The following is a 25,547-nucleotide window of genomic DNA, read 5'->3' on the forward strand; positions in this document are numbered from 1 at the left end:
CAACACCTGGATACGCACCATGCCGCCCTTCGATCCCCAGCCCGCCCAGCCCACCGTCCTCGCGACACCCACTTCGCAGGGCCAGGGCCAGCGCATCGCCGTCGTCGGCACCGGCATCTCGGGACTTTCCTGCGCCTGGCTGCTGTCCCAGCGGCACGAGGTGACGGTGTTCGAGAGCGAATCGCGCCTCGGCGGCCACAGCAACACGGTGGACGCGCCCGGCCGCGAAGGCCCGGTGCCGGTGGATACCGGCTTCATCGTCTACAACGAGCCCGCCTATCCGAACCTCAGCGCCTTGTTCCGGCACCTGGGCGTGCCGACCGCGGCTTCGGACATGTCGTTCGCCGTCAGCCTGGACGCCGGCCGGCTCGAATACGCCGGCACCGACCTGCGCGGCCTGTTCGCCCAGAAGCGCAACCTGGCGAGCCCGCGGTTCTGGGCCATGCTGCGCGAACTGCTGCGCTTCTACCGCGAGGCGCCGCGCGACGCCCGTGAAGCCGGCGATCAGGCGCTGGACGACTACCTCGACGCCCGCGGCTACGGCCGCGCATTCCGCGACGACCACCTCTATCCCATGGCCGCTGCCATCTGGTCCACGCCGGCGGCGCGGGTGGGGCGCTATCCGGTGGCGGCCTTCGTTCGCTTCTGCGAGAACCACGGCCTGCTTCAGATCAGCGACCGGCCGGTCTGGCGCACCGTGACCGGCGGCAGCCGCGAGTACGTGCGGCGCCTGAGCCGGCCTTTCGCCGAGCGCGTGCACCTCGACCAGGCCGTGCTCGAACTGCATCGCGAGCCGGATGGCGTGCGGCTGCGCACGACCGAGGGCTGGTGGCCGCAGCGAATCGACCAGGTCGTGCTTGCCACTCACGCCGACCGGTCGCTGGCCCTGCTGCCCGACGCATCGAACACCGAACGCGCGCTGCTGGGTGCCTTCCCCTACAGCCGCAACCTGGCCGTGCTGCATCGCGACCCGGCCCTGATGCCCGCGCGCCGCGCCGTGTGGTCGAGCTGGAACTACCTCGGCACGCGCGGCAGCGGCGCAGCCCCGACCGTGACCTACTGGATGAATCGGCTGCAGCCCCATCTGCCACAGGGCCCGGCAGCCGACCCTCTGTTCCTGACGCTCAACCCCCTGACCGGCCCGCGGCCCGAGCACCTGATCCGCACCGAGGTCTACGACCATCCGCTGTTCGATGCCGCCGCCATGGCCGCGCAGCGCCACCTCTGGAACCTGCAGGGCCAGCGCCGCACCTGGTTCTGCGGGGCGTACTTCGGCTCCGGCTTCCATGAGGACGGCCTGCAGGCCGGCCTGGCGGTGGCCGAAGCGCTGGGCGGCGTCCGCCGGCCGTGGAGCGTGCCGGAGGAATCCGGGCGCATCCATCTGCTGCCCGGGATGCAGGCCGCGCAGGCCGTCGAATCATGAACGGGCAGGGCGGCTCGGCGCTCTATGTCGGGCGCGTCATGCACCAGCGGCTGCGGCCCAGGCGCCACCGGCTGGCCTACCGCATCTACAGCGTGCTGGTCGACATCGACGAGCTGCCGCAACTGCACGAGCGGCTGCGCCTGTTCTCGGTGGACCGCTTCAACCTGTTCAGCTTCCACGCCGCCGACTATGGCGACGGCTCGGGCCGCGACCTGCGCGCCCAGGTCGAGGCGCGCCTGCGCGAGGCCGGCCTGCCCACGGGCGGCGCGATCCGGCTGCTGACCTTGCCGCGGCTGCTCGGCCATGTCTTCAACCCGCTCAGCGTGTGGTTCTGCCATGCGCCGGGCGGCGCGCTGCGGGCGATGGTCTACGAGGTCAACAACACATTCGGGCAGCGGCACAGCTATCTGATCCCCGTTGACGACGCGGCCGCCGCTGTCATCGACCAGCGCTGCGACAAGCGGATGTACGTCTCGCCCTTCAACGGCATGGACCTGCGCTACCGCTTCCGCATCGCGCCGCCTGGCGAGTCGGTGTCGATCGGCGTGAGCGTGCACGATGCCGACGGCGCCGTGCTCAATGCGCGCCAGGACGGCCAGCGCACGCCGCTGAGCGACCTCGCGCTGCTGCGCGTGTTCCTGACTCATCCGCTGCTGACCCTGAAGGTCGTCGTGGCCATCCACTGGCAGGCACTGCGCCTGTGGATCAAGCGCGTGCCCCTGCATCCGCGTCCGGCAGCCCCGGAGCGCGACATCACCATCGTTTCCACGAGCGAGACTCCATGAGCCTGACCACGCCCTCCGCCCCCGTTCTCGACACCGCGCCGGCCTTCTCGCCGCTGCGGCGGCTGCTCGCGCGCACGCGCTTCGGCCGGCTGGCGCTGACGCTGCCCGGCGGGCGTTGCATCGAAGTGGCCGGCCGCGAGCCCGGCCCGCATGCCAGCCTGCGGCTGCTGAGCTGGCGGCCGATCGTGCGGCTGCTCATGCAGGGCGACCTCGGCCTGGCCCTGAGCTTCCGCGACGGCGAATGGGAGAGCCCCGACCTGCTGGCCCTGTTCGAATTCGGCCTGGCCAACGAGGCGGCCTGGGGCTCGCTGCTCAAGGGTCGCGGCCCCTCGCGCTGGCTGGCGCGGCTGCTGCACCTGGCGCGCAGGAACAGCCGCAGCGGCAGCCGGCACAACATCTCCTTCCACTACGACCTGGGCAACGAGTTCTACCGGCTCTGGCTCGACGACAGCATGTTGTATTCGAGCGCGCTCTTCAGCGAGGAAGCCGACGACACGCTGGAAGCCGCCCAGGCGCGCCGCCTGGATGCCATCCACCGCATGCTCGACACCCCGAAAGGCGCCGATGTGCTCGAGATCGGCTGCGGCTGGGGAACCCTGGCCGCGAGCCTGGCCCGCCGCCACGATGCGCGCGTGACCGGGCTCACGCTGTCTGCCGAGCAGCTGGCCTTCGCCCGCGAGCGCGGCCAGGAATGGGGCGTGGCCGACAAGCTCGACCTGCGCCTGCAGGACTACCGCGACGTGCAGGGCCGGTTCGACCGCATCGTGTCCATCGAGATGATCGAGGCCGTCGGCGAGGCCTACTGGCCCACCTACTTCGCGACCCTGCGCGACCGCCTGAAGCCCGGTGGCGTCGTGGTGCTGCAGGCGATCACCATCGCCGACGAGCATTTCGAAGGCTACCGCCAGGGCGCCGATTTCATCCAGCACTGCATCTTCCCGGGCGGCATGCTGCCCAGCCCGGGCGTGCTGCAGGAGCAGGCGCGGCGCGCGGGGCTGGTGATCGAGTCTTCGCGCTGCTTCGGCCCGGACTACGGGCGAACGCTCGCCGAGTGGCGCAGGCGCTTCCTCGCGGCGTGGCCGCAGATCGAGCCGCTGGGCTTCGACGCGGCGTTCAAGCGGCTGTGGACCTACTACCTGTCGTACTGCGAGGCCGGCTTTCGCTCCGGGCGCATCGATGTGGGGCTGTACCGGCTGCGCGCGGCCGATGCCTGAAGGCGGCGCGGGCGGACGGTGGCCCGGAGCTCCAGGTGTGATCGTCGCCAGGCGCTCGGGCCGGAGGAGTCGAAGCCGATGAACTCGCTGCCGCGCCGATACGGCCCCGTGTTTCTCAACCTCGCGGTGTTCCAGGTGGCCTGGTTCGCCTGCGTGCTGGGCGCCGCGCGCGGCGCGCCCGGCTGGGGCGTGGCGGCCTGCATCGGCGCCGTGCTGCTGAACCTGTGGTTCAGCGATGCGCGCCGGGACGAGCTGCTGCTGGCGCTGTGCGCGGTGCTCCTGGGCCTGGCGTGGGACACCGGCATGGCGCGCGGCGGCGTGCTCGTCTATGCCTCGCCCGGGCCCTGGCCGGGCCTGGCGCCCGCGTGGATCCTGGGGCTGTGGGCGCTCTTCTCGACCACGCTGCGTGGGCCGTTGCGCTGGCTGCATGGGCGCTGGCTGCTATCGGCCGTGGTCGGCGGCGTGGGCGGTGCCTTGTCTTACGCGGCCGCGGTGCGCATGGGCGCCGGACAGTTTCCCGACCCCACGCGGGCGATGCTGGTGCTGGGCGCCGGCTGGGCCGTGATGACGCCGCTGCTCGTGGAGCTGGCGCGCTGGCTGGGGCAGCGCGCAGCCCGCCGCATGTTGCGCTGAATCGGCTGAATCCGCCGAGTCCCGCTGCCTTCGAGCCGCATGGCGCTCAGCCAGCCGGCCATTCTTCCTGGCTGATCCAGCAGTTGCGCCCGTTCTCCTTGGCCCGGTACAGCGCATGGTCGGCCGCCTCGACGAGCCGTTGCTCCGGCTCGTGCAACCGAGGGCCCTGCAGGGTCGCCACGCCGATGCTGACGGTGACCTGTCCATGCGGACTCTCGCTGTGCGTGATGCCGAGCGCGCGGACCTGTTCGAGCAGCAGCTCGGCGACTTTGCAGGCGCCCTGCAGGCCGGTGCTGGGCAGGACGATGGCCAGCTCCTCGCCGCCGTAGCGTGCGACCAGGTCGCCCGGGCGCCTGATGCTGCGGCTCAGCGCCATTGCGACGGCCCGCAGGCACTGGTCGCCGGCCACGTGGCCGTATGCGTCGTTGAAGCGCTTGAAGTAGTCCAGGTCCAGCAGCAGCAGCGACAGGGCCGAGCCTTCGCGCGCCGCGCGCCGGGATTCCTGCGCCAGCACCTCGTCGAAGCTGCGGCGGTTGGCCAGGCCGGTGAGCTGGTCCTGCGTCGCCAGCACTGCAAGCCGCTGGTTGGCCTGCAGCAGGTCTTCGCGCGCGGCCAGCAGCGAAGCCTCGGCCCTGATCCGCCGCCCGATGTTGATGATCAGCCGCCAGCCCACGGCGGCCACTGCCGCCAGCAGCGCGCCCACGACGCCGACCGTGAGCAGCGCCTGGTGCCTCCAGGCCTGCAGCGCCTGGTGGCGGCCGACCGCCACGGTGGTCAGCACCGGGTAGCGGTCGCTCTTGCGGAAGGCGTAGAGCCGCTGCGTTCCATCCACGCTGGAGCGGAACGACGCGGTGCCCGACGTGCCGCCGAAGTGGCGCTGGAAGTTGGGCGAGCCGGAGAAATCGAGTCCGATGTCCTGCTCGCGGTAGGGGTAGAGCACCAGCATCTTCCCGTGGTAGGTGCTCAGGCCGATGGTGCCGCTGCCGGGCAGGGTGATGGTGCCGAATGCGCGCAGGAAGTTCTGCAGGCCCAGGCCGATGACGGCGACGCCGGCGAATCCGCCCGTGTCGTCTTCCAGGCGCCGGCTGACCGTGATTCCCCATTCGCCGGTGAAGGGGTTGCGGATCGGCGGGCTGATGAGGACGTCGTTCGAGCGCGTGTCGCGGTGGTGGATGAAGTAGGGCCGATCGGCGCTGTTGGTGCCCGGCGGGATGCGGCCCCTGGAGTGCATCAGCCAGTCGCCCCGGGCATCGAGCAAGGCGACGCCGTCGAGCGGGTCGAGCAGGCTCTTCTGCCGCTCGACCAGCGACTGCACGCGCTGCAGATGCTCCGCCTCCCAGTCTGGCGCCTTCAGCGTCTCGGCCACGCTCTGCAGCAGCATGTCGCTCTGGGTGAAGATGCCTTCGGCGTAGATGTTCAGCGCCTTGGCGAGGTTGAGGTTGTTGGTGTCGGCCGCCGCCAGCGTCTGGTCGCGCGCTGCCCACAGCTGCCAGCCCGTGGCCGCCGACACCGAGACCATGACGGCCGCGAGCAGGACCTTCGCAAGGCGAACGTCGCGCTTCACTTGAGCAACTCCTCGAACGAACCGGTTTCCATCCCTTGCTCCCCTTATTCGTCTTCTGCGTTGCGGCGTCTGTTGTCGTGGTTGTTGTTGCGTGCCGCTGTGCCGTCGGCCGGTTCCCGTGCCGGCCAGGCATGGCGAACTCTATCCGACCTGCCTGAAGCGCTGGTGGCAGGCGCAGCGGGAGTCTCGTGGCACCATCGATGGTTTCCACCCATGTGAACTCCCCGGGGGCATCGATGCTGATCAACTGCGTCGCCTACGAAAACGGCTCCAAGCTCGCCGACATATCGGTCGAGGACATCAGCGACTACATCGGCCGGCCCGGCTGCTTCGTGTGGGTGGCGCTCAGCGATGCCTCCGACGAGGAGCTTCGCGAGATGCAGAAGGAATTCGGCCTGCATCCGCTGGCGGTGGAGGACGCCCACCACGGCCACCAGCGACCGAAGATGGAGGAGTACGGCAACTCGCTCTTCGTCGTCATGCATCTTGTGGAGCCCTCGGAGGAGGGCGAGCACAGCATGAACGTGGGCGAGGTCGACGTCTTCGTCGGCGCCAACTACGTGCTGTCGGTGCGCAACCGCAGCAAGCAGGGTTTCCTGGGCGTGCGCGAGCGCTGCGAGCGCGAGCCGGAGCTGCTGCGCCACGGCGCGGGCTTCGTGCTGTATGCGCTGATGGACGCTGTGGTCGACCGCTACTTCCCGGTCATCGACGCGCTGGAGGTGGAGCTGGAATCCATCGAGCAGCAGATCTTCGGCCAGGGCGGCGCGGCGCGCGACAAGATCAAGCAGCTCTACGACCTGAAGCGGCGCAGCATGATCCTCAAGCGCGCGGTGGCGCCGCTGGTGGAGGCCGCCGGCAAGATGCACGGCGGGCGCGTGCCGCAGATCTGCATGAGCTCGCAGGAATACTTCCGCGACGTGGGCGACCACCTGGTGCGCATCAACGCATCGATCGATGCCATGCGCGACACCATCGCCACGGCCATACAGGTGAACCTGTCGATGGTCACCATCGAGGAGAGCGAGGTCACCAAGCGCCTCGCGGCCTGGGCCAGCATCTTCGCGGTGTGCACCGCCTTCGCGGGCATCTGGGGCATGAACTTCGAGAACATGCCGGAGCTGAAATTCCGCTACGGCTACGGCATTGCGCTGGGGCTGATCGTGAGCACCTGCGGCTATCTCTACTACCGGTTCAGGCGCGCGGGCTGGCTCTAGGAGCCTCGGACACCTGCGCTGCTAATGCCCAACTAATAAACATGTAGACAATCAAGTCCCTTATGAAAAGGGACTTCACGCAGCGCTTCGGCTTCCTCGTCAAGAGCGTGGGCAAGCTCTACGGCGAGGAGTTCGACCGCCTCGCGCGCGAGCGCATCGGGCTCACCAGCGCGCAGTGCCGCCTGCTGGGCGCGCTGGCGATGCACGGCGACGAAGAAGAGCCGCTCTCGCAGGCCGAACTCGCGCAGCGGCTCGACCTCACGCCCATGGCCGTGGCCGGCCTGTGCGACCGCATGGCGGCCGCCGGCTGGATACGCCGCGAGCCCAGTCCCACCGACCGCCGCGTCAACCGGATCCACCTGGAGCCCAGCGCCGAGAAGGCGCTCGACAGCGCCCTGAGCATCAGCGACGGGCTCAACGCCCGCGTGATGTCGGTGCTGTCGCAGGCCGAGCGCGCGCAGCTGCTGGGCCTGCTCTCCAGGGTGCACGGCAGCCTCGTGGAGATCACCTCCGGCGAAGGCCGCAAGCCGTGAGCGCCGCGCCCGGAACCGCCGTGCCGCACCGCGGCATGATCACCATCTCGATCATGCTGGCGACCATCATGCAGGCGCTGGACACCACCATCGCCAACGTGGCGCTGCCGCACATGCAGGGCAGCCTGCAGGCCTCGCAGGACCAGATCACCTGGGTGCTCACCTCGTACATCGTGGCCTCGGCCATCGCGCTGCCGCTCACCGGCTGGCTGTGCGGCCACTGGGGGCGCAGGCGAGTGTTCATCATCTCGGTGATCGGCTTCACCGTGGCCTCGGCGCTGTGCGGGCTGGCGACCTCGCTGGTGGGCATCGTGGCGGCGCGGCTGCTGCAGGGCGTGTTCGGGGCGGCGCTGGTGCCGCTGTCGCAGGCGGTGCTGCTGGACATCAACCCGCGCGAGAAGGTCGGCCAGGCCATGGCCATCTGGGGCGCGGGCATCATGGTCGGGCCGATCCTCGGGCCGCTGCTGGGCGGCTGGCTCACCGAGAACTTCGACTGGCGCTGGGTGTTCTTCTTCAACCTGCCGGTGGGCGTGTTCGCCTTCTGGGGCATCGCGCGCTACCTGCCAGAGAGCCGGCCGCAGGGCGAGCGGCTCGACATCTTCGGCTTCGTCACGCTGAGCATCGCCATCGGCATGCTGCAGCTGTTCCTCGACCGCGGCGAACAGCTCGACTGGTTCGAGTCGTGGGAGATCAAGCTCGAAGCGGCGGCCGCGCTGGTGGCCTTCTGCTTCTTCGTGGTCCACACCTGGACGGTGCAGGGCGTCTCATTCTTCGACCGCGACCTGCTGAAAGACCGCAACTTCGTCACCGGCCTGCTGTTCGCGTTCATCGTCGGCATGATCCTGTTCGCGACGATGGCGCTGCTGCCCAACTTCCTGCAGGGCCTGATGGGCTACCCGGTGGTCTACACCGGCGAGGTGACGGCGCCGCGCGGCGTGGGAACGATGATCGCGATGATCATCGTCGGGCGGCTGGTGCAGCGCATCGACGTGCGCGCGATCATGGCGCTGGGCTTCGGCCTCACGGCCTTCTCGCTCTACCAGATGACGCGGCTCACGCTGCAGATGGACAGCACGCTCATCGTGGTGTCGGGCTTCATCCAGGGGCTGGGCATCGGCTTCACCTTCGTGCCGCTGTCCACCGCCACCTTCGCCACGCTGGCGCCGAGGCTGCGCAACCAGGGCACGCCCATCTTCAGCCTGCTGCGCAACATCGGCAGCAGCGTGGGCATTTCGATCGTGCAGGCGCTGCTCACCGAGGGTTCGAGCAAGGCGCATGCGCAGATCGCGGCGACCGTGGCACCCGGCAACGCGGCGCTTGCGACCCTGCCGCAGATGATGTCGCCCGACACCGCCACGGGGCTCGCGCTGCTGAACGCCGAGGTGACGCGGCAGGGTGCGCTGATCGGCTACCTGGACGACTTCGCCATCATGATGATCATCACGGTGCTGGCGATTCCGCTGCTGTTGCTGATACGTAGCCCGAGGCGCAGCGCGGCGGCGTCGGGGCCTGCCGAAGTGCCGCACTGACCTGCATTTCTCCCTCCCCCGCTGGGGGAGGGCAGGGGGTGGGGGCAAGCGGCGCCTCCATCGGGCGCTCTGCTTGCCCCCATCCCAACCTTCCCTCAAAGGGGGAAGGAGCAAGTCAATTCACTCGTCGTGCGAATCGTGCGTGGCCACCGCTCCGCGGCGCCAGTAGCCCGAGGCCCGCGTCCACTTCGGGTTCGCGCCGCGCTCGCCCACCAGATGCGCGCGCAGCGCCTTGGCGATGGCCGATTCGCAGCCCACCCACGCGTGGAAGTCGCCGGCCGGCAACTGCATGGCCTTCAGCGCGTCGAGCAGCACGGGGCTCAGGCCCGGCTCGGCGCCGCGGCGGTGCACCCACTTCAGCGTGAGCTCGGCGTGCGTGTCGAAGGGAAGCTCGTCGGCTTCGCTGTCCACCTCGGCCAGCACCACCACGCGCGTGCCGGCGGGCAGCTCTGCAAGGCGCCGCGAGATCGCGGGCAGGGCGGTGTCGTCGCCGATCAGCAGGTGCCAGTCGAACTCCGTCGGCACGATGAACGAGCCGCGCGGGCCGCCAACGCCGAGGATGTCGCCGGGTTTCGCCTGCTCGGCCCACTGCGTGGCGGGGCCGGCCTCGTGCAGCGCGAAGTCGATCTCGAGCGTGCCCGCGGCTGCGTCGTAGCGGCGCGGCGTGTAGTCGCGCATGGTCGGGCGGCCGTCGGGCCACACCGGGCCGTCGGGGCCGGCCATGGGCAGCGCGAGCTTGCCGGAGGCGTCGGGAAAGAAGATCTTCGCGTGGTCGTCGAAGCCCGGGCTGGTGAAGCCCGCGAGGTCGTCGCCGGCGAGCGTGACGCGGATCAGGTGCGGCGTCACGCGCCGCACGGTCTTCACCGCGAGCTTGCGAAAGCGCAGCTCGTGGCGCACCCGGCGGGGCGTGCGGTCCGGCAGGGTGGGTGCCGTGGACGCTGGTGATGTACTGAAGTCAGTCATTGCGGAAATCCTGTTGCGAGACAGGGTTGGTTGGGATTCGGGTTGCGCTCGGCCCCTCAGATCCTTTCGATCTGCTGGGCCGCGGCGTCGAGCACCGCGGCGAATTCGTGGGCCTGCTGATCGGTCAGCGGCGCGCCCGTCAGGCGCATGCGCATCGCGAGCTTGAGGTTCTCGATGGCGCGCGTGACCTGCGGCGGGCGTCCGCCGCGCGGGCCGGCGCCGTCTACGCCGCCGCTCATGCGGGCCATCATGGCGTCGGCCATCTCGCGGTTGGCCGCGAGGAATTCGCGGCCGCTGTCGGTGATGCTGTAGCTCTTGCGGCCGCTGCCGTCGGCGGTGTCGACGCTGAGGTAGCCCATCTCCTCGAGCAGCGTGAGCGTGGGATAGACCACGCCGGGGCTGGGCGCGTAGCTGCCGCCGAGGCGCTCTTCGATGGCCTTGATCAGCTCGTAGCCGTGCGAGGGCTTGTCGGCAATGAGCTGCAGCAGCACGAAGCGCAGGCCGCCATGGCCGAACACGCGCCCGCCGCCACGTCCGCTGCGATGCCCGCGGCCGCCGGAAAGACCGTCTTCATGCTCGCCGCGGGCGACGCTGCAGTGGTGATGGCCGTGGCCGAAGTGGAAATGTCTCATGGTGGGTGTCCTTCTTGAAGTATGTCTGAATTATTTTAGATATATCTAAAACTTAGTCAAATCGATACCCAAGACGAAGGGCGGGCCTCTTCCTGGCCAAGGCCAGAATTCATCAGATGTCCGGACGTCCGTTCTGGTTAACATCTGCCCTTCCTCGGGGCTGCGGCGTGCCTGCCACGCCAATCCGGCGCCAGTTCGCCGCGCGTGCGGCCCCACCATTTGTCAACCTGCCTGGCATCCGCCGGATGCATGGGCGCTTAGAACACAGGGAGTTTCAATGGGGATGATGGACACGCTCGGCCACGCGTTGATGGACAACGACAAGCTTCACTTCGACACCGCCGAGGCGCCCTCGGGCCAAGAGCAATGGCTGGTCACGCTCAGCGCGCCTTTGTCCGCCTTCAACGGCGACTTCGTGAACGCGGTGGCCACCGGCAAGGACAACGACGTGCTGCGCGAAGGCATCGCCGACGTGTGGAGCGTGCACGACCGCGCCAGCTTCGAGCAGACCGCCCGATGGCTCGTCGAGGAAGGGCAGCGCTCGGCCTACCGGCCGCTGTGGAACGCCATCGCCGCGATCGACACGGCAACGCAGGAGACGCCAGCGGTCCTGCGCATGGTTATGGATGCCTTCTTCCCCTCGTTCTTCCAGATCAAGGCGCGCAAGAGCCTGGACTACCGCGAGCTCTCGGCGCAAAGCGGCAAGCCGATGGCGGACCTGGCCCAGCTGATGGCGGGCAGCCGCAGCTGGGTGGATGAGCTGCGCAAGCATTTCAAGGCCTCGCCCGCCGACATATCCAGCCTGGTCGCGTGGGACGCCGTGCGCCTGGCCAGCCTGTCGCGCTGGGCGGTGCAGCTCGGCTACATCGAGCGCGCGGAGTTCGCGGGCTTTGCCGGCGGGCTCACCAGGCAGGTGCGCGAGGCCTACGCCGGCTGGCCGCAGGTGAGCGCGGCCTACATCGCCGGCGGCCTGATCTGGAAGTATTCCGATGCGCGCGAAGAGCACCTGCTGCGCACCAACCGCCTGCTGCTGAGCGACGCGCGCAGTCCCTATCGCAGCGTGCCGTTTGCCGGCTGAAGCGGCGGCCGGTCGGTTGCCCGCCCGGACTCGGTTGGCGTCGTCGATGCCGCCGGCACCGGCAGGTGCAGCAGCAGGCTGGTTTCGCCGGGCTGCGAGCGCACGGTGAGCGTGCCTCCCAGCGCAACGGCGCGCGTGCGCATGTTCGCGAGGCCCTTGCCGGCGAACGCTGCTTGCGTGTCGAAGCCGCGGCCGTTGTCTTGCAGCTCGATCTCGATGGCTCGCTCTTCGGAGCCTTCCACCAGCCTCGCGCCAAGGCTGGCCTGCGTCGCCTGCGCATGCGCCATCAGGTTGCCGAAGGCTTCGAAGAGCAGCATCTGCAGCTGGTGCGATTCGCGCGCGGTCCAGCCCGTCATGGTGGGCAACGAGTCCACGTCCCAGCGCAGATCGATGCCGGCCGCCTGCAGACGAGGGCCGAGGCGGTAGCGCACGCTGCCGAGCGCGGAGGCCACGTCGCCTTCGCACCCGTGCATGGCGTCCACCGTGAGCTTGAGCTGGTCGACCGCGTCGCGCAGGTGCAGCGCCACGTCGTTCATGGCGGCGCCGGGCTGCTGGGCCATCTGAAGCAGGCCGACGAGCTGGCCGCCCAGGCCGTCGTGCAGGTCCTGCGTGAGGCGCTGGCGTTCTTCCAGCGCGCCGCGCGCCTTCTCGCCCTCGCGCTCGCGGGCGAAGACGGCTTCGAGCGCCGCGTTGCGCTCGGCCAGTTCGGCTTCGAGCGATGCGTTCATCTGCGCCACGGCGCGCATGTCCTTGCGCATGCGCTCGGCGATCACCCAGGCCAGCGAGATCGCGAAGCCCACCCACGCGAAGCGGATCCACGGCACCACCGCGTAGGCGTCGGGCGATGTGCGCATCACCCAGTTGTCGCGCGCGGCGCTCAGCACCACCAGCACCACGGCCACGCCCAGCACGCGGTGCTCCAGCACCGAGCTGCGCACCGCCACGCGCACGACCATCACCACCATGCCCAGCCCCGCCGTGAAGCACAACAGGTTCCACGCCGGCATCAGCCACAGCAGCGGCAAGGTGATGCCCAGCGTGGCCGTCACCGGCGACAGCAGCGCCAGCAGGCCCAGGAAGCGCGCGAGCCGCGTGTCTCCCTTGCCCACCACAGACAGCGCGAAGCGGCACAGCAGCGGCACAGCCGCCTGGAACGCCGCCAGCGGCACCACGCCCCACCAGGGCCAGGGCAGCGGCGCATGCGTGAAGAGCACCCGCGCCGTCTGCACCGACCAGAAAAGCTCGCCCAGGCCGTAATACAGGTACAGCGATTCGCGCTGCCGCAGCCACACCAGCAGCGACAGCGCCCCGAGCACCCCGCTCACGATGGCGATGAAGCGCCCGCCGCTGATCTGCCAGAACAGCGCGTTCTCATACAGCGGCAGGAGTTCGGCCTCCGTGCCCGCCACCACCGGCGAGAGCCCGCCCTGGCGCGCGGGCTGCGCGGCGATGACGATTTCCACGCGCTGCGAAGAAGCGGAGGAGGCCGGCAGCGCGAAGTACTGCGGCGTGAAGGAGGCATCGTCGTACGGCCCCGGCGGAAAGGTGCCGAAGCGCGCCAGCTCGTGGCCGTCGACCAGCACCCTGAAGCTGTTGCCGATGCGCGGCACGAAGAGCGCCTGCTGCACCTTCGGGTCGGTAACGGGAACATCGAACGCGAAGCTCGCCTCGCCATCGACCGCGCCTTGCCGCTGGTCCCAGTTGTAGGGCAGTTGCACCGCGTGCGGCTCCGGCGGCTGGGCGGTGGGGTGATCGCCATGCAGGGTCAGCGTGAGCTGCGCCTGTTCGACGAGCGTGGCGGCCTGTGCGCGGAAGCTCCAGCCGGTGCCCAGCAACACGAGCACCAGCAGCGCCAGCAGGCGCAGTCCAAGCATTTCTTGTTGTTGTCGTCGCATGACGCGTACGACTTTAGCAATCTTTTTTAACAATTCGGGGCAGGAATTGCCCGCCCTCGCTAGAAAGCAACGCCTCAGGGCTTCAGGCCTTCGCCTCGATGATCGGGTCGAGCTTGGCGCGCAGGCGCCGCACCGCCAGCTCGTGCCGCAGCGTCTGCGCCCCGCGCCCGTAGGTGGCCGCCTTGCGGATCAGCCGCAGCTGCTCGCGCTGCAGGTGCGTCTTCAGGCGCCTGGCGCGCCAGCCGTAGGTCCAGCCCATTTCGCGGCGCACCTTGTAGCGCTGCATGGGCGCGCCCAGCCGCACCCATTCGTCGTCGCGGATCAGGTCGCGCTCGGGCACGAACCAGGCCGCCAGCGCATGCAGGTAGGTGCCGTTCTCGCGCGCGGCCACCTGCCAGAAGAGCCCCGCCACGATGATCGCGGGCAGCCCCTTGATCACCAGCATGACGGCCATCTCGCCGTAGCCGCCGTCGAACAGGTCTTCGAGGAAGGGCGAGTTCCAGATGAAGTGCATCGCCCAGGCGAGAACGAAGCACAGCACCGCCACCGCGATGCGCGCCGCCATCGGCCGCCGCGGATGCAGCAGGAACCACGCGACGCCGAAGGAGGCGATGGTGGTGTAGGCCGCGTGGCTCCACAGCCCGCTCAGCAGCCCGCGCGTGAACAGGTTCAGCAGCACCGGATAGACCTGGTTCTCCAGCGGAAAGTGGATGGAGGAGCGCACCGTGTAGCTCAGGTTCTCGATCACCTGGAAGCCCAGCCCCGCCATGGCGCCCACGATCAGCACCGACAGGTAAGTCTGGAACTGGTTGCGCGCCACCAGCACCAGCAGGATCACGCCCATGAGCTTCAGGAATTCCTCGGTGACCGGCCCCGCGATGGCCGGCCCCCACACCGCCACGAACTCCGGCGACACCAGCTTGGCGCACAGGCTCTGTATGGCGATGTTCGCCGGCGCCGCGAAGTACACCGCCCCCAGCCCGCCCCACGCGAAGGCCAGCACATAAGCCTCGGGCGGATGCTGCTCCAGCAGGTCGAGCGTGCCGAAGGCCAGCACGAAAAGCAGCGTGTAGATGCCCCACACCGTCAGCCCCAGCAAGGCGGTGACCGGCACCACCCGCAAGCCCATCGAGAACATGTAGGCCAGGTAGAAGAGCCCGTTGACGATCAGCGCCACCAGCACCCAGAACGCCACGCGCCGCGGCTGGAAGAAGGAATCGGTGCCCACCGGCCACGCGCCGGTGTCCTGGTTGGTGGGAATGCCCTGGTCGTTCGGCTCGAAGACGGGGGCGTTCACTGCGGCGCCTCCAGGTCCATCGAGTCGAGCATGCTGCGCGCGTCAGCCAGCGCCTCTTCCATGCCGTCGCTGGCGCCGTAGAAGTCGATCTGCACCAGCGACTTGCGCCGCTGGTCGACCACCTGCCAGAAGCGGCCCGCCAGCTTCGAGCCGTAATACGCGAAAGTCTTGCCCTGCAGGCCCCAGGAGGTGATGAAGTCGGACACGTCGCCGTCCATCTGCAGCCGCTGGCCACGCTCCATCAGCCGCTGCTGGCGCACCAGCGGGCCGTCGGGCCCGCCCGCCCACGGGAAGGTGGAAACCAGGAACTTGTGGCCGCCCTTGAAGAGCATGAGCGACTGGCCCGCCTTGGAGCGCGACACGTCCATCTCCCACCCCTCGGCCGGCACGAAGCGGGCCTGGCCCGCCTCGACCGTCTTGCCCGCGGAAGAGGGCGGTTGCCCGGGGTGTGGCGGTCCCAGTACGTGAGGCCGCCCACGTAGGCCGCAATGGCGAGGAGCACCGCCAGCGCCCCCGGCCAGGTGCGATACGGTATGCGGCGTGAGGGCTCGTTCATCCTTTGATCGTGCCACACGAATGCCCGCGCCCGGGCGCCCGCGCCAGGCGATGCGGCATACTCCCCACCCCCTCAAACTCAGCAGAATTCCACTGAATGGACAAGGAAGTCGACCCCCGCGTACTCACTGTGATCGACGAGATGCGGCTCTCGGGCCCGCGGCTCACGCCGGTCGAGATCGTCGCCAAGATGGGTGTGTTCGACGCGCGCGACAAGCCATTCGAGCACGCATGGCTGGCCACCGGCGACAACGTCATCGCCACCATCTGGGCCGAATGGGTGAACGTGGCTGCCAACGGGCGCTGGTTCTATCTCGAGTCGCTCGACGTGCATCACCGCGCGGGCGGCGGCGAGCGCAGCGCCCAGCAGGTGCAGCGCGCCAAGGACCGCCTTGCGCTGCTCAAGCGCAGCCATGACGCCGGCAACGGCTTCCGCGCCTTGCTGCAGACCAATCGCATCGCCATCCTCGAAGTGGAAAGCAGCAAGGACGCCAAGGTGTCCACCCGCGTGCGCGACGACGACGAATGGCACGTCGCGAGTTGGGAGCCCGACCACAAACTCGCCGTGCTCGTACGCGGCCCGCGCGGCTGGGTGCCCAGCGAAGCCGAAATACAGGCTGCCCGCGAACGCGGCAACGTGCCGCAGAAACTCTCCGCAGCCGCCAAGGCTGCAGACGACGAAAAAGCCACGCCCCAGGCCGTGCAGGCCGCCGCCCTCGAATACGTGGTGAAGCACTTCACCGGCTACGGCTACAAGGCCGAGACCATGACCGGCAAGGGCTTCGACCTCGAAGTCTCCAACGCCAAGGGCCAGACCCTGCTGCGCGTGACCGTCAAGGGCACCGCGCCCGGCGTGCCCAGCTTCAAGCTCAGCAAGGAAGAAAGCGACTGCTCCCAGCGCGAGCCGCTGTGGCGCCTGCTGGTGGTAACAGATGCCGGCAGCGGCGTGGCCCAGCACAAGATCTACAAGCCGACCGAAATCAGCTCGGCGCCGGGGTTCGATCCCTCTTGACCTGAGGCTGCGCGGCCATTGCCCAACTGTTGTAAACAAGCCCTGAGGGAGTAACCAGACTATTCATCGCCTTCGCGGAAGATTACATTTCGCGGAATTGTCACAAGGCGATATGACCGAGAGCAGCCAAAAGACGTCCCATTCGATGATCTACCTGCCCGTATCGGGCAAGTTCTTCATCGCGTTGATCGGCTCGGTTGCTTGGGTTGCTTTCTCTATCTGGGCCGCACAGGCCTGGATGGCCGACCTGACCACCCATATCGGCATGGTGCTGGCCGTTTTCCTGGTCTATGGCATCGCCATCGTTCCGGGGTTCATGAATGCGTTCCTGGCCATCAGCCTGCTTCTGGACAAGAGGCCGCCGCATTCCCCGCTCTCCGTCTATCCGCCGATATCGATCCTGATCGCCGCGTACAACGAGGAAGCCTCCATCGAGGAAACCCTCGTCAGCATCGAGCGGCAGCACTACCCCGGCGAACTGCAGGTCATCGTGATCAACGACGGCTCCAGGGACGGCACCGCCACCGTCGTCGAGGGCGCCTGCGACCGGTATCCGTGGATCACCTTCGTCGACCTGAAGCAGAACGGCGGCAAGGCGCGTGCGCTGAACATCGGCTTCAAGCAGGTGCTGCACGACATCGTCATCACCGTCGATGCCGATTCATTCCTCTACAAGGGCGCGCTCACCAGCATCGTCGAGCGCTACCACTCCGACCCGCCCAACACGCGCGCCGTTGCCGGAAAGATCCTGGTGCGCAACTCGCGCTACAACTGGATCACCCGCTGCCAGGAGTGGGACTACTTCCACGGCATTGCGGCCATCAAGCGCGTGCAGTCGCTCTTCCAGGGCACGCTGGTGGCGCAGGGCGCGTTCTCCCTGTACGACCGCGACGCGCTGGAAGAGGTCGGCGGCTGGCCCGAATGCGTGGGCGAAGACATCGTGCTCACCTGGGCGCTGCTGAAGGCCGGCTACCGCATCGGCCACTGCGAAGATGCCTGCCTCTTCACCAACGTGCCCACCAGCATCCGCCAACTGGTGAAGCAGCGCCAGCGCTGGGCGCGCGGCATGACCGAAGCCTTTGCCAAGCACCCGGGCATTCTTCTGCAGCCGCGGCTTTCGACCTTCTTCATCTACTGGAACCTGCTCTTTCCGTGGCTCGACCTGGCCTACACCATCGGCTTCATGCCGGGGCTGGTGCTCGCGCTCTTCGGCTATTTCTGGATCGTCGGCCCCATGACCCTTGCGCTCATACCGGCCGCCTTCGCGCTGAGCCTGCTGATGTTTTCCATCGAGCGCCGCATGTTCAGGCAGACCGGGCTCGTCGTGCGCAAGAACTTCCAGGGCTTCTTCATCTACGTGCTGCTCTACAGCCTGATCCTGCAACCGGCCAGCGTTCTCGGCTATCTGGACGAGATATTGAAAAGACCCAAGTCCTGGGGCACCAAATGACCCGGGCATCGATGAAACCGATGAGACGACATTCGGCCGCCGCCCTTGTTTTCATTCCAGCGCTCGCGCTGCTTGCCGCCGCTTCCTGCCAGGCGCAGGAAGAAGAGAAGCCCAAGACCATGGCCTTCGGCCCCGAGTTCTACCTGACCAACGACAGCGACCACTTCCAGTCGCGCCGCGTGTCGGTCGAGTTCTTTCCGGCTTTTGAAAATGCCGACCGCTTCCTCGGCTTCAGGCTCGGCGACTACCGATACAAGCAGGACAGCTGGAAAAGAAGCGGCCAGAAGCTCACCTTCCTCGCGCGCGACATAGAAACCCGAACGGCCGACGGCGGTTCCATGGAAGCCGGCGTGTTCGAGCAGGGCGGCCACACGCTGCTCACGCTCGACGGCAGCTACCGCATATCGCCCACCAAGAGCACGGCGCTCGAATTCCTCATCACGCGCGACTGGGTCGAAACCCCGAAGTCGCTCGACCGGGGCATCGACTTCACCTTCGTCGGCGTCGCGGCCGACCAGCGCCTGGGCGAGCACGTCACCCTGGTGGGCCTCGTCGCGCAGCAGTACTTTTCAGACGGCAACCGCCGGGACCACGGCCGCCTGCGGCTCATCTACCAGCCATCGCTCGACCTCGGCCTCACGCTGCAGGCGCGCTACCGCACCTACCGAAGCACCCACGACGACGTCGACAGGGCCTACTTCAACCCCAAGAACTACAGCGAGTCGATGCTCGCCATCGGCTGGCGCCACCGCTTCCAGGGATGGACCGCCTCCGTGACGGCGGGCCTCGGCAACGAGACCATCAACCACGACACGAGCCAGCCCACGAGGCTCCTCGACGTGAGCCTGCAAAGCCCGGTGAGGGGCGCGCATGTGTTCCGCTTCGGTGCGGGGTACAGCCGCAGTACGACGTTTGCGGGGCCGAGCTATCAGTACCGGTATCTGCGGGGGGAGTGGATCATTCGGTTCTGAGGCTTTGCCGGCTGAGATACCGCCGCCCCGGCACTGCTCAGACGCGCGGTGCCCCGAAGCCTTGGCACTCCCTGCTACTCCCATGGAGGCAACTGCTCCAACAGGAACTCGTACAGGCACTTCGCGGCTCGTGGCAGCTCGCGATTCGCACGTTCCAGCCACATCTCGGAGGAGGGCAGCGCAGGAAAGCCATCTTCCGGCCCCAGGCTGCGAATTTCCGCCACCTCGCTGATCGTCGCTTCCTGGAAGACTCCGACTGCCAGCCCGGCAAGGACGGAAGCCCTCAGCACTTCCACGCTCGAACTCTCCTGCACGACCACCCAGCGCTTTCCGGCGGCCGTGAGCGTCTCTTCCGCCCATCGCCTGAGAAGCGAACCCTGCGGAAGCAATGCCAACGGAACGGGCTGCTTGAGATGCGGCGCCGCTTTTCTCGAAACCGCCCACACCACCGGGTCCTTGCGCAGCAGCACGCCGTTTCCTTCGCCTCCGCGGAAGGCGTTGATCGTGAGATCGAACGCAGGCCCCAGCTTTCGCTGCATCTCGTCTGCCACGCCCACTTCCAGGTCGATGTGGATGGCCGGATAGATGGAGGAGAACTCGGCCAGCAGCGAAGGAAGCACCCGCGTGGCGTAGAAGTTCGTCGCGCCCATCCGGACCTTGCCGCTGACGACGCCGGGCCGAAGCTTCTCCATGGTCTCGTTGTTCAACGCCAGCAGGCGACGCGCGTAGTCGAGCAGCACCTTGCCTTGCTCCGTCAGCTGCAACTGCCGCTTGGGCTTCTCGAACAGGTCGCAGCCGATGCAGTCTTCGAGCCGCGCGATCTGCTGGCTGATTGCAGCTTGAGTGCGATGCAGGTAGCGCGCTGCGGGCGTGTAGCCGTTGCACTCGACCACTGCAACAAAGGCGCGCAGCAACTCGGGCGCGAGCAGGCGCCCTCTGAGCATGTCTTTGCGGCCCGCAAGCTCGCTATCTGCACCTGAGCGCGGTGCCGGGTTTGATTGGTCTTCCCGTTTCATTTGTCTGTTTTCCCCGGCCGCTGACTGGTGATACACGAGAGATCAGTTTACGTGCGCCAAAGGCTCCTGAAATCAGCCGCTGAAAGGCTCGATCACGAGTCGTTATGCGCCCCATAAGGACTATTTGTTTGCCCGCGTCGACACACGTCAAATAGGATTCCCCGCGAAATCTTGCAGCCAGGCTGTTCTTGAAGGCGGTAATGAATGATCAATAAAACGGTGATCCTGTGCGGCGGACTTTTCTGGGCTGCGACTTCCTCTTCAGCAACAGCGACACCGCTCGACAGGTTCATCGCAGATCGAGAGTTCTGCGCGTACATGGTGTCGCCGCCAGAGAACGACTCGGAGGAGTTCTTGGCGCGATACCAAGCCGCGCTGCGTGCCGCAATTTCTTTCGTCAGCGCGAAGAAGAAAACGAAGACGCAGACGCAGGCAATATTTGAAATCAGGGCCAAATGCGATGCGGCCTTGAATTCAATGCTTCACTACAGATAGAGCTATCCAGGAATTTCACTGAGAGGCGGCTCTTTATTCAAGAGCCGTCTACCAGGGTACGCTGCAATTGGTGGGGGGATTGATAGGTGCATCTTCTCTGGCTTTGTCTCGATAGAACCTTCAGGCCAGCCGCTCACAAGCCTTCGAGATACCGCTTCAGCACCGAGTTGAACTGCCGTGGCGCCTCGAGCACAGTCAGATGCGCAGTGCCCTGAAGTACGAAGCTCTCGGCCCCGGGTATGCGTTGCGCCAGCACGCTGCATCGCTCCTGCAGAAGCGGCAGGTCAAGATCGCCCCACAGCACGAGCGTGGGTGCCCGAATCGCTTCTAAGCGCTCCCAGGCTGAAGGCTCTTCGGTTGCCGCGCCGGGGTGTGCGGACCGCAGGGCCTTGTCGTTCATCGACAGGAAGAGCTGGCGCGCGTCGCCTCTTACTCGCCCTGCCGGGCTCGAAGGGGCCGTCCAGCCACAGGCGCGCCCGTAGGTCGTTCTTCGCATCCAGATCGCCCAGCGCCTCGGCAGCGCTGATCGCGTCCATGATCGCCTTCACCGGTTCGCCATGATGCGGGGCGGGCGCGCCGCTCACGCCCGGCGTGGCAAGAACGAGCCCGATCACCCGGTCGGGCCGAGCCAATGTTGCATCGATGGCAACACGACCGCCCAGTGAGCAGCCGACCAGCACTGCCTTGTCGTAGCCCAGTGAATCCATCACCGCCCAGAGATCGGCCGCGTTGGAATGAGGCGTCGCGTGCAGCGTGCGCGAATCGCCGAAGCCCCGTCGGTCGTAGCGCGCTACCGTGTGCGCCGGCGTCAGCGCGGCCCATTGGCCGTGCCACATGCGCCGGTCCGCAACGTTGGCGTGCAGAAAAAGAACAGGCATGCCGGTGGCGCCGTCGTCCGCCTGGTGCTCGACCGCAAGCGACGCGCCGGGCACTTCGATCCATTGCAGTTTGCTCATGCTCGCGACGATAGTGATCGAAGGCGGTGTTGACCAGCCAACGAGACTGTCTTCAGCCTCCAACTGTCAGAGCTTTGTGTCCCGCCGCAGCGCCCCGGCAGATATCTCGCCGATTCGAGAATTTCTCGACGAAATCTTTTTCTCTTGAGCGGCTTCGCTTCTCTAAAGTGAATGCCCCTGTCGCAAGACGCCCCTCCTAGTGGGCGACGACCACCGATCGTGAAAGGAGCTCCCCCAACAGTTGACCCACTGACCTGATGAACCGCCCACCTCACGGCGGGTTGCCGGTGCTCCTCGGTGCACTGGTGCGAACGTGAGGCACAAAAGGCGACGGCCAGGGCGCGCAAACACCCTGACCGTCTGACCACATGACGTGCACTAACTTTTCAGAGAAAGCACACCACATGGCTGAGCGAATTATGGCCGGGCGTCCTACGCCCAAATCTTCCCGCCGCAGCGGCAGCAACAACAGCAGCACCACCACGCGCGGCACCACCACCAAGCCCACGGCGCCCACCCCGACGCCCGACGAGGCAAGGGAACTACTCGAAATCAAACTGGCGCAGCTGAACTCGCTGCTTTGGTGCTGTTATGGCGACGGCAACGGGTGGTTCGAGGAAGCGGGGGAGAAGCATCGGGACAACATGCTCTGGATTGCTGCTGATTTGGCGAGGGAGGCGGAGATGTTGTTGGAGGTGAGTGGGAGGGGGGGGCCGGATCGACCGATGTAACGGGCATCCCACAAAGACGGGATGCCGTGGACTCTCCCTCTCCATTACCGTGGCGATGAGGAGGGCCCAGTGCTGATCCCAAACTCGTTCTCTCTATCGGCACAGATGCCCTGATGTTCGCGTCGTCCGTGGCGCCTGTTGGGGCGATTTCTAGTTTTGATATCCCCTCGACAACTTGGCCGCCACCCAATGTGCGCTTTTTGGTCCTCCCATCGGAGGCAGATCGCCATCGCGGCACGATGTGTGTACTTATGCCGCGCGGTGATTGCTATCGCAACGGTAAGCGGACGAGTTCACGATGATCGGCGCACAGGTACTCGCCTCGCGTTTTGCTCCTCACCGGAAGCTATAGCGAGAGATCGGTGTCGCCACAACTAGACTACGATGTGCTATGGATCAATATGTAACAAGTGCGATTTAGGCTGCTGTTGAAGAGGAAAAATTGACTACGGAACAAATTGTTCTTCCATTCTTGAAATGGGCAGGTGGCAAGCGATGGCTGACTCATCTTTCCAGTTCGATGACTTCTAGCGGAACCTATATCGAACCTTTTGTGGGCAGTGGTGCAATGTTTTTTGCCATCAAGCCTAAAAAGGCCATGCTAAGCGACGCTAATCGTGAGTTGATCGAGGCCTATAAGTCCGTACGCGACGATCCAATCTTGATAGAGCATTTATTGCGCGAGCACCAAGCTGCTCATAATAAAGAGCATTACTACCGTGTCAGGAAAAATATTCCACTCGATGCGGTGGAGCGCTCGGCGAGATTCATATACTTGAACCGAACGTGTTGGAATGGCCTTTATCGCGTTAACAAGCGAGGTGAATTTAATGTGCCAATTGGGACAAAGAGCGCAGTATTAATGGCTTCGGATAATTGGAGTGGGGCTGCCGCGCTTTTGAGAAAAGTGCAATTAATCGCGGGCGATTTTGAGCAGGCAATTGACAAAGCTGTCTCCGGCGACTTGGTATTTGCAGATCCTCCGTACACTGTAAAGCATAATTTAAATGGATTCTTGAAATACAATGAATTTATATTTAGCTGGGAGGATCAATTGAGGCTATATGCGTGTCTATTGCGCGCGAAAAGGCGTGGGGTGAAGGTCGTTTCGACAAATGCAGCCCATCAGTCGATTTGGGAGCTGTATAAAGAGGAGTTTGATATTGAGTATTTGAGCCGAGCTAGTGTGCTCGCAGGAAAAGCCTCGGCGCGGGGCCGATATGAGGAATTTCTGATTACATCCAATCATGAATAATCCAAGCACGGAAAGCTTTGAGGGCGAGAGGAAGATACACAGCATTCGAAAGCCAAAGATTTGGCTTTTAGGGGCGTATTTCCAAAAAGAGTATTCTGGGCGAATTGTTGCTTTTTACGAAGTGCTCTTCAGTTTTATTATAGGGACATTGCCTTTTTGGATTGGCGGGATTGTGTTGGTGGCTAGGGGGAAGGGGTTGCCAGTGTCTGGAGATGGTTACTTCCTTGAGCAGTATTGGAACGCTACTCGCTCAACAATTGAGCGAGGGGAGCTTTTAATTTTTGCAATTTCTTTTCTTAGCCCAGCACTATGGTTAGCTGCGCATGAGCCTGAGGGAGGTGCTACTTTGCCGCATAGGCGGCCGATTATGGTGGGAACCCTGCTGATCGCTGTGATTGCAACCGCGCTTTTTGCTCTTATTCAAGCGCAGTTGGATCTTGATATGCCAGCTATATACAAAATCTCGCTTTGGCTTACAGCTGTAGCGGTTCTGCTGATGTATCTTGCACTCACTTATCACGGGTTTAGGACGCCGAAAATGAACTTGAACGAGACGGATCTACGAAGACCTCAAAATAAGTTCATGGACGAATTTGCTAAGCATCGGGGGCAATCATGAGCCAGATAACAATCTCGGCGACGAGTGAAGAGCCGATTAGCTTTGATATTCAAGCGATCCAAGTGGATCAGCCTATGGGAAGCTTTTTCATAGCTTCGATTCCGCATAATCGACTTTATAATATTGCGTACTTTGACGTTAGAAGAATGCTTAAAGAGAGAGACGTCGAAGAGTACCTGGGAATACAGCGCCCCTTGAGTGAGGCGCGTGCTCAGGAACTAAAACAATACGTTCGTACAGTGGATGCGTGTTTCCCTACGGCGATTGTTTTGGCTGTTGATCGGCGGTGTGCTTCCTACGATCCTACTAGTGGAAAATTAACGCTAAAAAACTATCTTTCCCCGGAGGAGGGTGAGCAGGCAATAGTCTATAGGCAGATCGCGAAAGTGCTTGACGGTCAACATCGAATTGCTGGTTTGGAAGATTTGCCTGCTGATTATAAATTTGACCTCAATGTAAGTATTTTTGTTGATATTGAATTGGAGGATCAGGCGTATATATTTTCAATTGTCAATTTGGCTCAAACAAAAGTGAATAAGAGTCTGGCGTATGATTTGTTTGAGTTGGCGAATTCTCGAAGCCCCCAAAAAACATGCCACAACATTGCTGTTTTGCTGGACAGGAATGAGGAAAGTCCTTTCCATCATCGAATAAAAAGATTGGGTTCTGCCACGCCAGGGCGAGTTAATCAAGAAGTTTTGACTCAAGCTACGGTGGTTGAAGGTCTAATGCCGTTTATATCCAAAACTCCAATCGTGGATCGAGATAGATTGAAGCGCGAGGGGAAAATTTCGACTCCTACTCGGGATGAGTTGAAGTCGATGCCATTACGAGGTCTTTTTGCTGATGAAAAAGATCTAATAATCGCCGATATTTTTTGGAACTACTTTTCTGCAGTGAGAAATACGTGGCCCCGCGCTTGGGGGTCCTCTGAAAAAGGCATGATCTTGAATCGAACGAATGGGTTTAGAGCGTTGATGCGTGTTTTTCGGCCGCTTTATGCTGACTTGGTAAAGCCTGGCGAAGTACCTCCCACTTTTAAGTTCGAGGAGCATCTGAGAAAAATATCTTTACGTGACGAGGATTTTAATACGGAGAATTTCAAGCCGGGCAGCAGTGGTGAGGCTCAACTGGCTGAATCCATGCTGTCGGGGATGGGGCTCCGGAGTGCGTAGGGTTAATTAAAAGCCGCATAAAAATATCGCAGCATGCTCTGTGGTATTTTTAATTGCGGCTTGGGTTGAATTAAAAGAGGTTGTTTTGATTGAAAGCGATGAGAGAAAGACTGGGAATCCCTGCTGTGGTCATGCTCATCGCTTGTGCAACGACCTCATTGGCCGCTGCCGCTAAAGAAGACCTGGTCTATTTCCACGGCCTTGGTGCCGAAGGTTGCGACAAGCACATTGCATGGCGGAGAAACAAGGACGTCGTCTATGAGGACGGCATTGTTCAGTGGTCATGGGGCTTCATCAGCGCTTTCAACAACGTGGCGCGGATACAGACGCCAAACAAGGCTCTTCCCCCCACGAAGGTGCTTGCGTATCTAGACAAGTACTGCCGAGATCATCCTCTGGAGCCGGTCTATGGAGGCGTCGAAGACTTGATCACGGAACTTGGTGGTCGGCGCTAGGCTTGGACGGCGGAGGGCGCCTAAGCCGTCACAACTCTATTGCTCTTGGCGCTTGAGTTAAATGCCGTTGTCGCGCCAGACGGCACGTGCGCGTGGA

The 25,547-nt window shown here is 64.7% G+C and carries 25 protein-coding genes; 16 read left to right on the forward strand and 9 right to left on the reverse strand.

Features of this window, described 5'->3' with window-relative positions; genetic code table 11:
- Positions 1–19 precede the first annotated feature (19 nt).
- The 4 genes from ACHMXA_RS14010 to ACHMXA_RS14025 all read left to right on the forward strand — a co-directional run bounded on the left by ACHMXA_RS14010 (position 20) and on the right by ACHMXA_RS14025 (position 4,055).
- Positions 20–1,423: an NAD(P)/FAD-dependent oxidoreductase gene (locus tag ACHMXA_RS14010; protein WP_176664946.1), complete on the forward strand. Its 1,404-nt coding sequence runs from the start codon at positions 20–22 to the stop codon at positions 1,421–1,423.
- Positions 1,420–2,208 carry a DUF1365 domain-containing protein gene (locus tag ACHMXA_RS14015; RefSeq protein WP_395321039.1) on the forward strand — a complete coding sequence of 263 codons (789 nt, stop codon included), beginning with the start codon at positions 1,420–1,422 and terminating at the stop codon, positions 2,206–2,208. The genes ACHMXA_RS14010 and ACHMXA_RS14015 overlap by 4 nt, the downstream gene beginning before the upstream one ends.
- On the forward strand, positions 2,205–3,422 hold the full coding sequence (locus ACHMXA_RS14020) for a class I SAM-dependent methyltransferase (protein WP_395321041.1): 1,218 nt from the start codon (positions 2,205–2,207) through the stop codon (positions 3,420–3,422). Before ACHMXA_RS14015 ends, ACHMXA_RS14020 begins: the two co-directional genes overlap by 4 nt.
- A gap of 78 nt (positions 3,423–3,500) precedes the next feature.
- Entirely contained in the window at positions 3,501–4,055 is a 555-nt protein-coding gene (locus ACHMXA_RS14025) for a DUF2878 domain-containing protein (protein ID WP_176664949.1), read from the forward strand.
- A gap of 46 nt (positions 4,056–4,101) precedes the next feature.
- Here ACHMXA_RS14025 and ACHMXA_RS14030 read toward each other — a convergent pair whose 3' ends face one another.
- Entirely contained in the window at positions 4,102–5,619 is a 1,518-nt protein-coding gene (locus tag ACHMXA_RS14030) for a sensor domain-containing diguanylate cyclase (protein WP_176664950.1), read from the reverse strand.
- A gap of 236 nt (positions 5,620–5,855) precedes the next feature.
- Here ACHMXA_RS14030 and ACHMXA_RS14035 point away from each other — a divergent pair, with 236 nt between their 5' ends.
- From ACHMXA_RS14035 to ACHMXA_RS14045, 3 genes are all read left to right on the forward strand, one after another.
- Positions 5,856–6,833, forward strand: a complete 978-nt coding sequence (locus ACHMXA_RS14035; RefSeq protein ID WP_176664951.1) for a magnesium and cobalt transport protein CorA — start codon at positions 5,856–5,858, stop codon at positions 6,831–6,833.
- A 62-nt stretch (positions 6,834–6,895) separates the two neighbouring features.
- Positions 6,896–7,366 carry a MarR family winged helix-turn-helix transcriptional regulator gene (locus ACHMXA_RS14040; protein ID WP_176664952.1) on the forward strand — a complete coding sequence of 157 codons (471 nt, stop codon included), beginning with the start codon at positions 6,896–6,898 and terminating at the stop codon, positions 7,364–7,366.
- 35 nt (positions 7,367–7,401) lie between these two features.
- The gene (locus tag ACHMXA_RS14045; RefSeq protein ID WP_395321304.1) at positions 7,402–8,895 is read left to right on the forward strand and encodes a DHA2 family efflux MFS transporter permease subunit; all 1,494 of its coding nucleotides are present in this window, start codon (positions 7,402–7,404) and stop codon (positions 8,893–8,895) included.
- A gap of 120 nt (positions 8,896–9,015) precedes the next feature.
- Here the strand turns inward: ACHMXA_RS14045 and ACHMXA_RS14050 are convergent, their stop codons facing one another.
- Both ACHMXA_RS14050 and ACHMXA_RS14055 read right to left on the reverse strand, forming a co-directional pair.
- Positions 9,016–9,858, reverse strand: a complete 843-nt coding sequence (locus ACHMXA_RS14050; protein WP_176664953.1) for a siderophore-interacting protein — start codon at positions 9,856–9,858, stop codon at positions 9,016–9,018.
- 56 nt (positions 9,859–9,914) lie between these two features.
- Positions 9,915–10,490, reverse strand: coding sequence for a PadR family transcriptional regulator (locus ACHMXA_RS14055; RefSeq protein WP_176664954.1), 576 nt, complete (start codon positions 10,488–10,490; stop codon positions 9,915–9,917).
- Positions 10,491–10,767: 277 nt separating this feature from the next.
- Here ACHMXA_RS14055 and ACHMXA_RS14060 point away from each other — a divergent pair, with 277 nt between their 5' ends.
- The gene (locus ACHMXA_RS14060; RefSeq protein WP_176664955.1) at positions 10,768–11,568 is read left to right on the forward strand and encodes a DUF1266 domain-containing protein; all 801 of its coding nucleotides are present in this window, start codon (positions 10,768–10,770) and stop codon (positions 11,566–11,568) included.
- Here the strand turns inward: ACHMXA_RS14060 and ACHMXA_RS14065 are convergent.
- The 3 genes from ACHMXA_RS14065 to ACHMXA_RS14075 all read right to left on the reverse strand — a co-directional run bounded on the left by ACHMXA_RS14065 (position 11,541) and on the right by ACHMXA_RS14075 (position 15,122).
- Positions 11,541–13,442: a sensor histidine kinase gene (locus ACHMXA_RS14065; RefSeq protein ID WP_395321046.1), complete on the reverse strand. Its 1,902-nt coding sequence runs from the start codon at positions 13,440–13,442 to the stop codon at positions 11,541–11,543. The two genes, ACHMXA_RS14060 and ACHMXA_RS14065, sit on opposite strands and share 28 nt — an antisense overlap.
- A gap of 103 nt (positions 13,443–13,545) precedes the next feature.
- Entirely contained in the window at positions 13,546–14,760 is a 1,215-nt protein-coding gene (locus ACHMXA_RS14070) for a PrsW family intramembrane metalloprotease (RefSeq protein WP_395321048.1), read from the reverse strand.
- Positions 14,757–15,122: a hypothetical protein gene (locus ACHMXA_RS14075; protein ID WP_395321050.1), complete on the reverse strand. Its 366-nt coding sequence runs from the start codon at positions 15,120–15,122 to the stop codon at positions 14,757–14,759. The genes ACHMXA_RS14070 and ACHMXA_RS14075 overlap by 4 nt, the downstream gene beginning before the upstream one ends.
- A gap of 290 nt (positions 15,123–15,412) precedes the next feature.
- Between ACHMXA_RS14075 and ACHMXA_RS14080 the strand changes: the two genes are divergently transcribed.
- The 3 genes from ACHMXA_RS14080 (at position 15,413) to ACHMXA_RS14090 (ending at position 18,748) form a co-directional block, all read left to right on the forward strand.
- Positions 15,413–16,327 carry a protein NO VEIN domain-containing protein gene (locus ACHMXA_RS14080; RefSeq protein ID WP_395321052.1) on the forward strand — a complete coding sequence of 305 codons (915 nt, stop codon included), beginning with the start codon at positions 15,413–15,415 and terminating at the stop codon, positions 16,325–16,327.
- Positions 16,328–16,472: 145 nt separating this feature from the next.
- Positions 16,473–17,777, forward strand: a complete 1,305-nt coding sequence (locus ACHMXA_RS14085; protein WP_395321054.1) for a glycosyltransferase — start codon at positions 16,473–16,475, stop codon at positions 17,775–17,777.
- 20 nt (positions 17,778–17,797) lie between these two features.
- Positions 17,798–18,748, forward strand: coding sequence for a hypothetical protein (locus tag ACHMXA_RS14090; RefSeq protein WP_395321056.1), 951 nt, complete (start codon positions 17,798–17,800; stop codon positions 18,746–18,748).
- Between the two features lie 74 nt (positions 18,749–18,822).
- Here ACHMXA_RS14090 and ACHMXA_RS14095 read toward each other — a convergent pair whose 3' ends face one another.
- From ACHMXA_RS14095 to ACHMXA_RS14105, 3 genes are all read right to left on the reverse strand, one after another.
- Positions 18,823–19,764, reverse strand: a complete 942-nt coding sequence (locus tag ACHMXA_RS14095; protein ID WP_395321058.1) for a LysR substrate-binding domain-containing protein — start codon at positions 19,762–19,764, stop codon at positions 18,823–18,825.
- Positions 19,765–19,856: 92 nt separating this feature from the next.
- Positions 19,857–20,219, reverse strand: coding sequence for a hypothetical protein (locus ACHMXA_RS14100; RefSeq protein ID WP_395321060.1), 363 nt, complete (start codon positions 20,217–20,219; stop codon positions 19,857–19,859).
- 324 nt (positions 20,220–20,543) lie between these two features.
- Positions 20,544–21,215 (reverse strand): alpha/beta fold hydrolase, encoded by a 672-nt coding sequence (locus ACHMXA_RS14105; protein WP_395321061.1) that lies wholly within the window; start codon positions 21,213–21,215, stop codon positions 20,544–20,546.
- Between the two features lie 404 nt (positions 21,216–21,619).
- Here ACHMXA_RS14105 and ACHMXA_RS14110 point away from each other — a divergent pair, with 404 nt between their 5' ends.
- From ACHMXA_RS14110 to ACHMXA_RS14130, 5 genes are all read left to right on the forward strand, one after another.
- The gene (locus ACHMXA_RS14110) at positions 21,620–21,946 is read left to right on the forward strand and encodes a hypothetical protein (protein WP_395321063.1); all 327 of its coding nucleotides are present in this window, start codon (positions 21,620–21,622) and stop codon (positions 21,944–21,946) included.
- A 442-nt stretch (positions 21,947–22,388) separates the two neighbouring features.
- A complete protein-coding gene (locus ACHMXA_RS14115; RefSeq protein ID WP_395321065.1) occupies positions 22,389–23,201 on the forward strand; it encodes a DNA adenine methylase in 813 nt (270 codons plus the stop codon).
- A complete protein-coding gene (locus ACHMXA_RS14120) occupies positions 23,194–23,820 on the forward strand; it encodes a hypothetical protein (protein ID WP_395321067.1) in 627 nt (208 codons plus the stop codon). Before ACHMXA_RS14115 ends, ACHMXA_RS14120 begins: the two co-directional genes overlap by 8 nt.
- Positions 23,817–24,995: a DGQHR domain-containing protein gene (locus ACHMXA_RS14125; protein WP_395321069.1), complete on the forward strand. Its 1,179-nt coding sequence runs from the start codon at positions 23,817–23,819 to the stop codon at positions 24,993–24,995. Before ACHMXA_RS14120 ends, ACHMXA_RS14125 begins: the two co-directional genes overlap by 4 nt.
- A gap of 125 nt (positions 24,996–25,120) precedes the next feature.
- Positions 25,121–25,450, forward strand: a complete 330-nt coding sequence (locus tag ACHMXA_RS14130) for a hypothetical protein (RefSeq protein ID WP_395321070.1) — start codon at positions 25,121–25,123, stop codon at positions 25,448–25,450.
- The last annotated feature ends 97 nt before the right edge of the window (positions 25,451–25,547 follow it).

Source organism: Variovorax sp. UC74_104 (assembly GCF_044055375.1).
In the GTDB taxonomy this organism is placed as follows: domain Bacteria; phylum Pseudomonadota; class Gammaproteobacteria; order Burkholderiales; family Burkholderiaceae_C; genus Variovorax.

Coding starts and splice junctions, on each gene's coding strand:
- ACHMXA_RS14035 (WP_176664951.1), top strand. CDS start 5,856: ATGCTGATCAACTGCGTCGCCTACGAAAACGGCTCCAAGCTCGCCGAC.
- ACHMXA_RS14025 (WP_176664949.1), top strand. CDS start 3,501: ATGAACTCGCTGCCGCGCCGATACGGCCCCGTGTTTCTCAACCTCGCG.
- ACHMXA_RS14065 (WP_395321046.1), bottom strand. CDS start 13,442: ATGCTTGGACTGCGCCTGCTGGCGCTGCTGGTGCTCGTGTTGCTGGGC.
- ACHMXA_RS14045 (WP_395321304.1), top strand. CDS start 7,402: ATGATCACCATCTCGATCATGCTGGCGACCATCATGCAGGCGCTGGAC.
- ACHMXA_RS14060 (WP_176664955.1), top strand. CDS start 10,768: ATGGGGATGATGGACACGCTCGGCCACGCGTTGATGGACAACGACAAG.
- ACHMXA_RS14090 (WP_395321056.1), top strand. CDS start 17,798: ATGAGACGACATTCGGCCGCCGCCCTTGTTTTCATTCCAGCGCTCGCG.
- ACHMXA_RS14105 (WP_395321061.1), bottom strand. CDS start 21,215: ATGAGCAAACTGCAATGGATCGAAGTGCCCGGCGCGTCGCTTGCGGTC.
- ACHMXA_RS14055 (WP_176664954.1), bottom strand. CDS start 10,490: ATGAGACATTTCCACTTCGGCCACGGCCATCACCACTGCAGCGTCGCC.
- ACHMXA_RS14040 (WP_176664952.1), top strand. CDS start 6,896: ATGAAAAGGGACTTCACGCAGCGCTTCGGCTTCCTCGTCAAGAGCGTG.
- ACHMXA_RS14010 (WP_176664946.1), top strand. CDS start 20: ATGCCGCCCTTCGATCCCCAGCCCGCCCAGCCCACCGTCCTCGCGACA.
- ACHMXA_RS14015 (WP_395321039.1), top strand. CDS start 1,420: ATGAACGGGCAGGGCGGCTCGGCGCTCTATGTCGGGCGCGTCATGCAC.
- ACHMXA_RS14125 (WP_395321069.1), top strand. CDS start 23,817: ATGAGCCAGATAACAATCTCGGCGACGAGTGAAGAGCCGATTAGCTTT.
- ACHMXA_RS14020 (WP_395321041.1), top strand. CDS start 2,205: ATGAGCCTGACCACGCCCTCCGCCCCCGTTCTCGACACCGCGCCGGCC.
- ACHMXA_RS14120 (WP_395321067.1), top strand. CDS start 23,194: ATGAATAATCCAAGCACGGAAAGCTTTGAGGGCGAGAGGAAGATACAC.
- ACHMXA_RS14085 (WP_395321054.1), top strand. CDS start 16,473: ATGATCTACCTGCCCGTATCGGGCAAGTTCTTCATCGCGTTGATCGGC.
- ACHMXA_RS14080 (WP_395321052.1), top strand. CDS start 15,413: ATGGACAAGGAAGTCGACCCCCGCGTACTCACTGTGATCGACGAGATG.
- ACHMXA_RS14050 (WP_176664953.1), bottom strand. CDS start 9,858: ATGACTGACTTCAGTACATCACCAGCGTCCACGGCACCCACCCTGCCG.
- ACHMXA_RS14095 (WP_395321058.1), bottom strand. CDS start 19,764: ATGAAACGGGAAGACCAATCAAACCCGGCACCGCGCTCAGGTGCAGAT.
- ACHMXA_RS14110 (WP_395321063.1), top strand. CDS start 21,620: ATGGCTGAGCGAATTATGGCCGGGCGTCCTACGCCCAAATCTTCCCGC.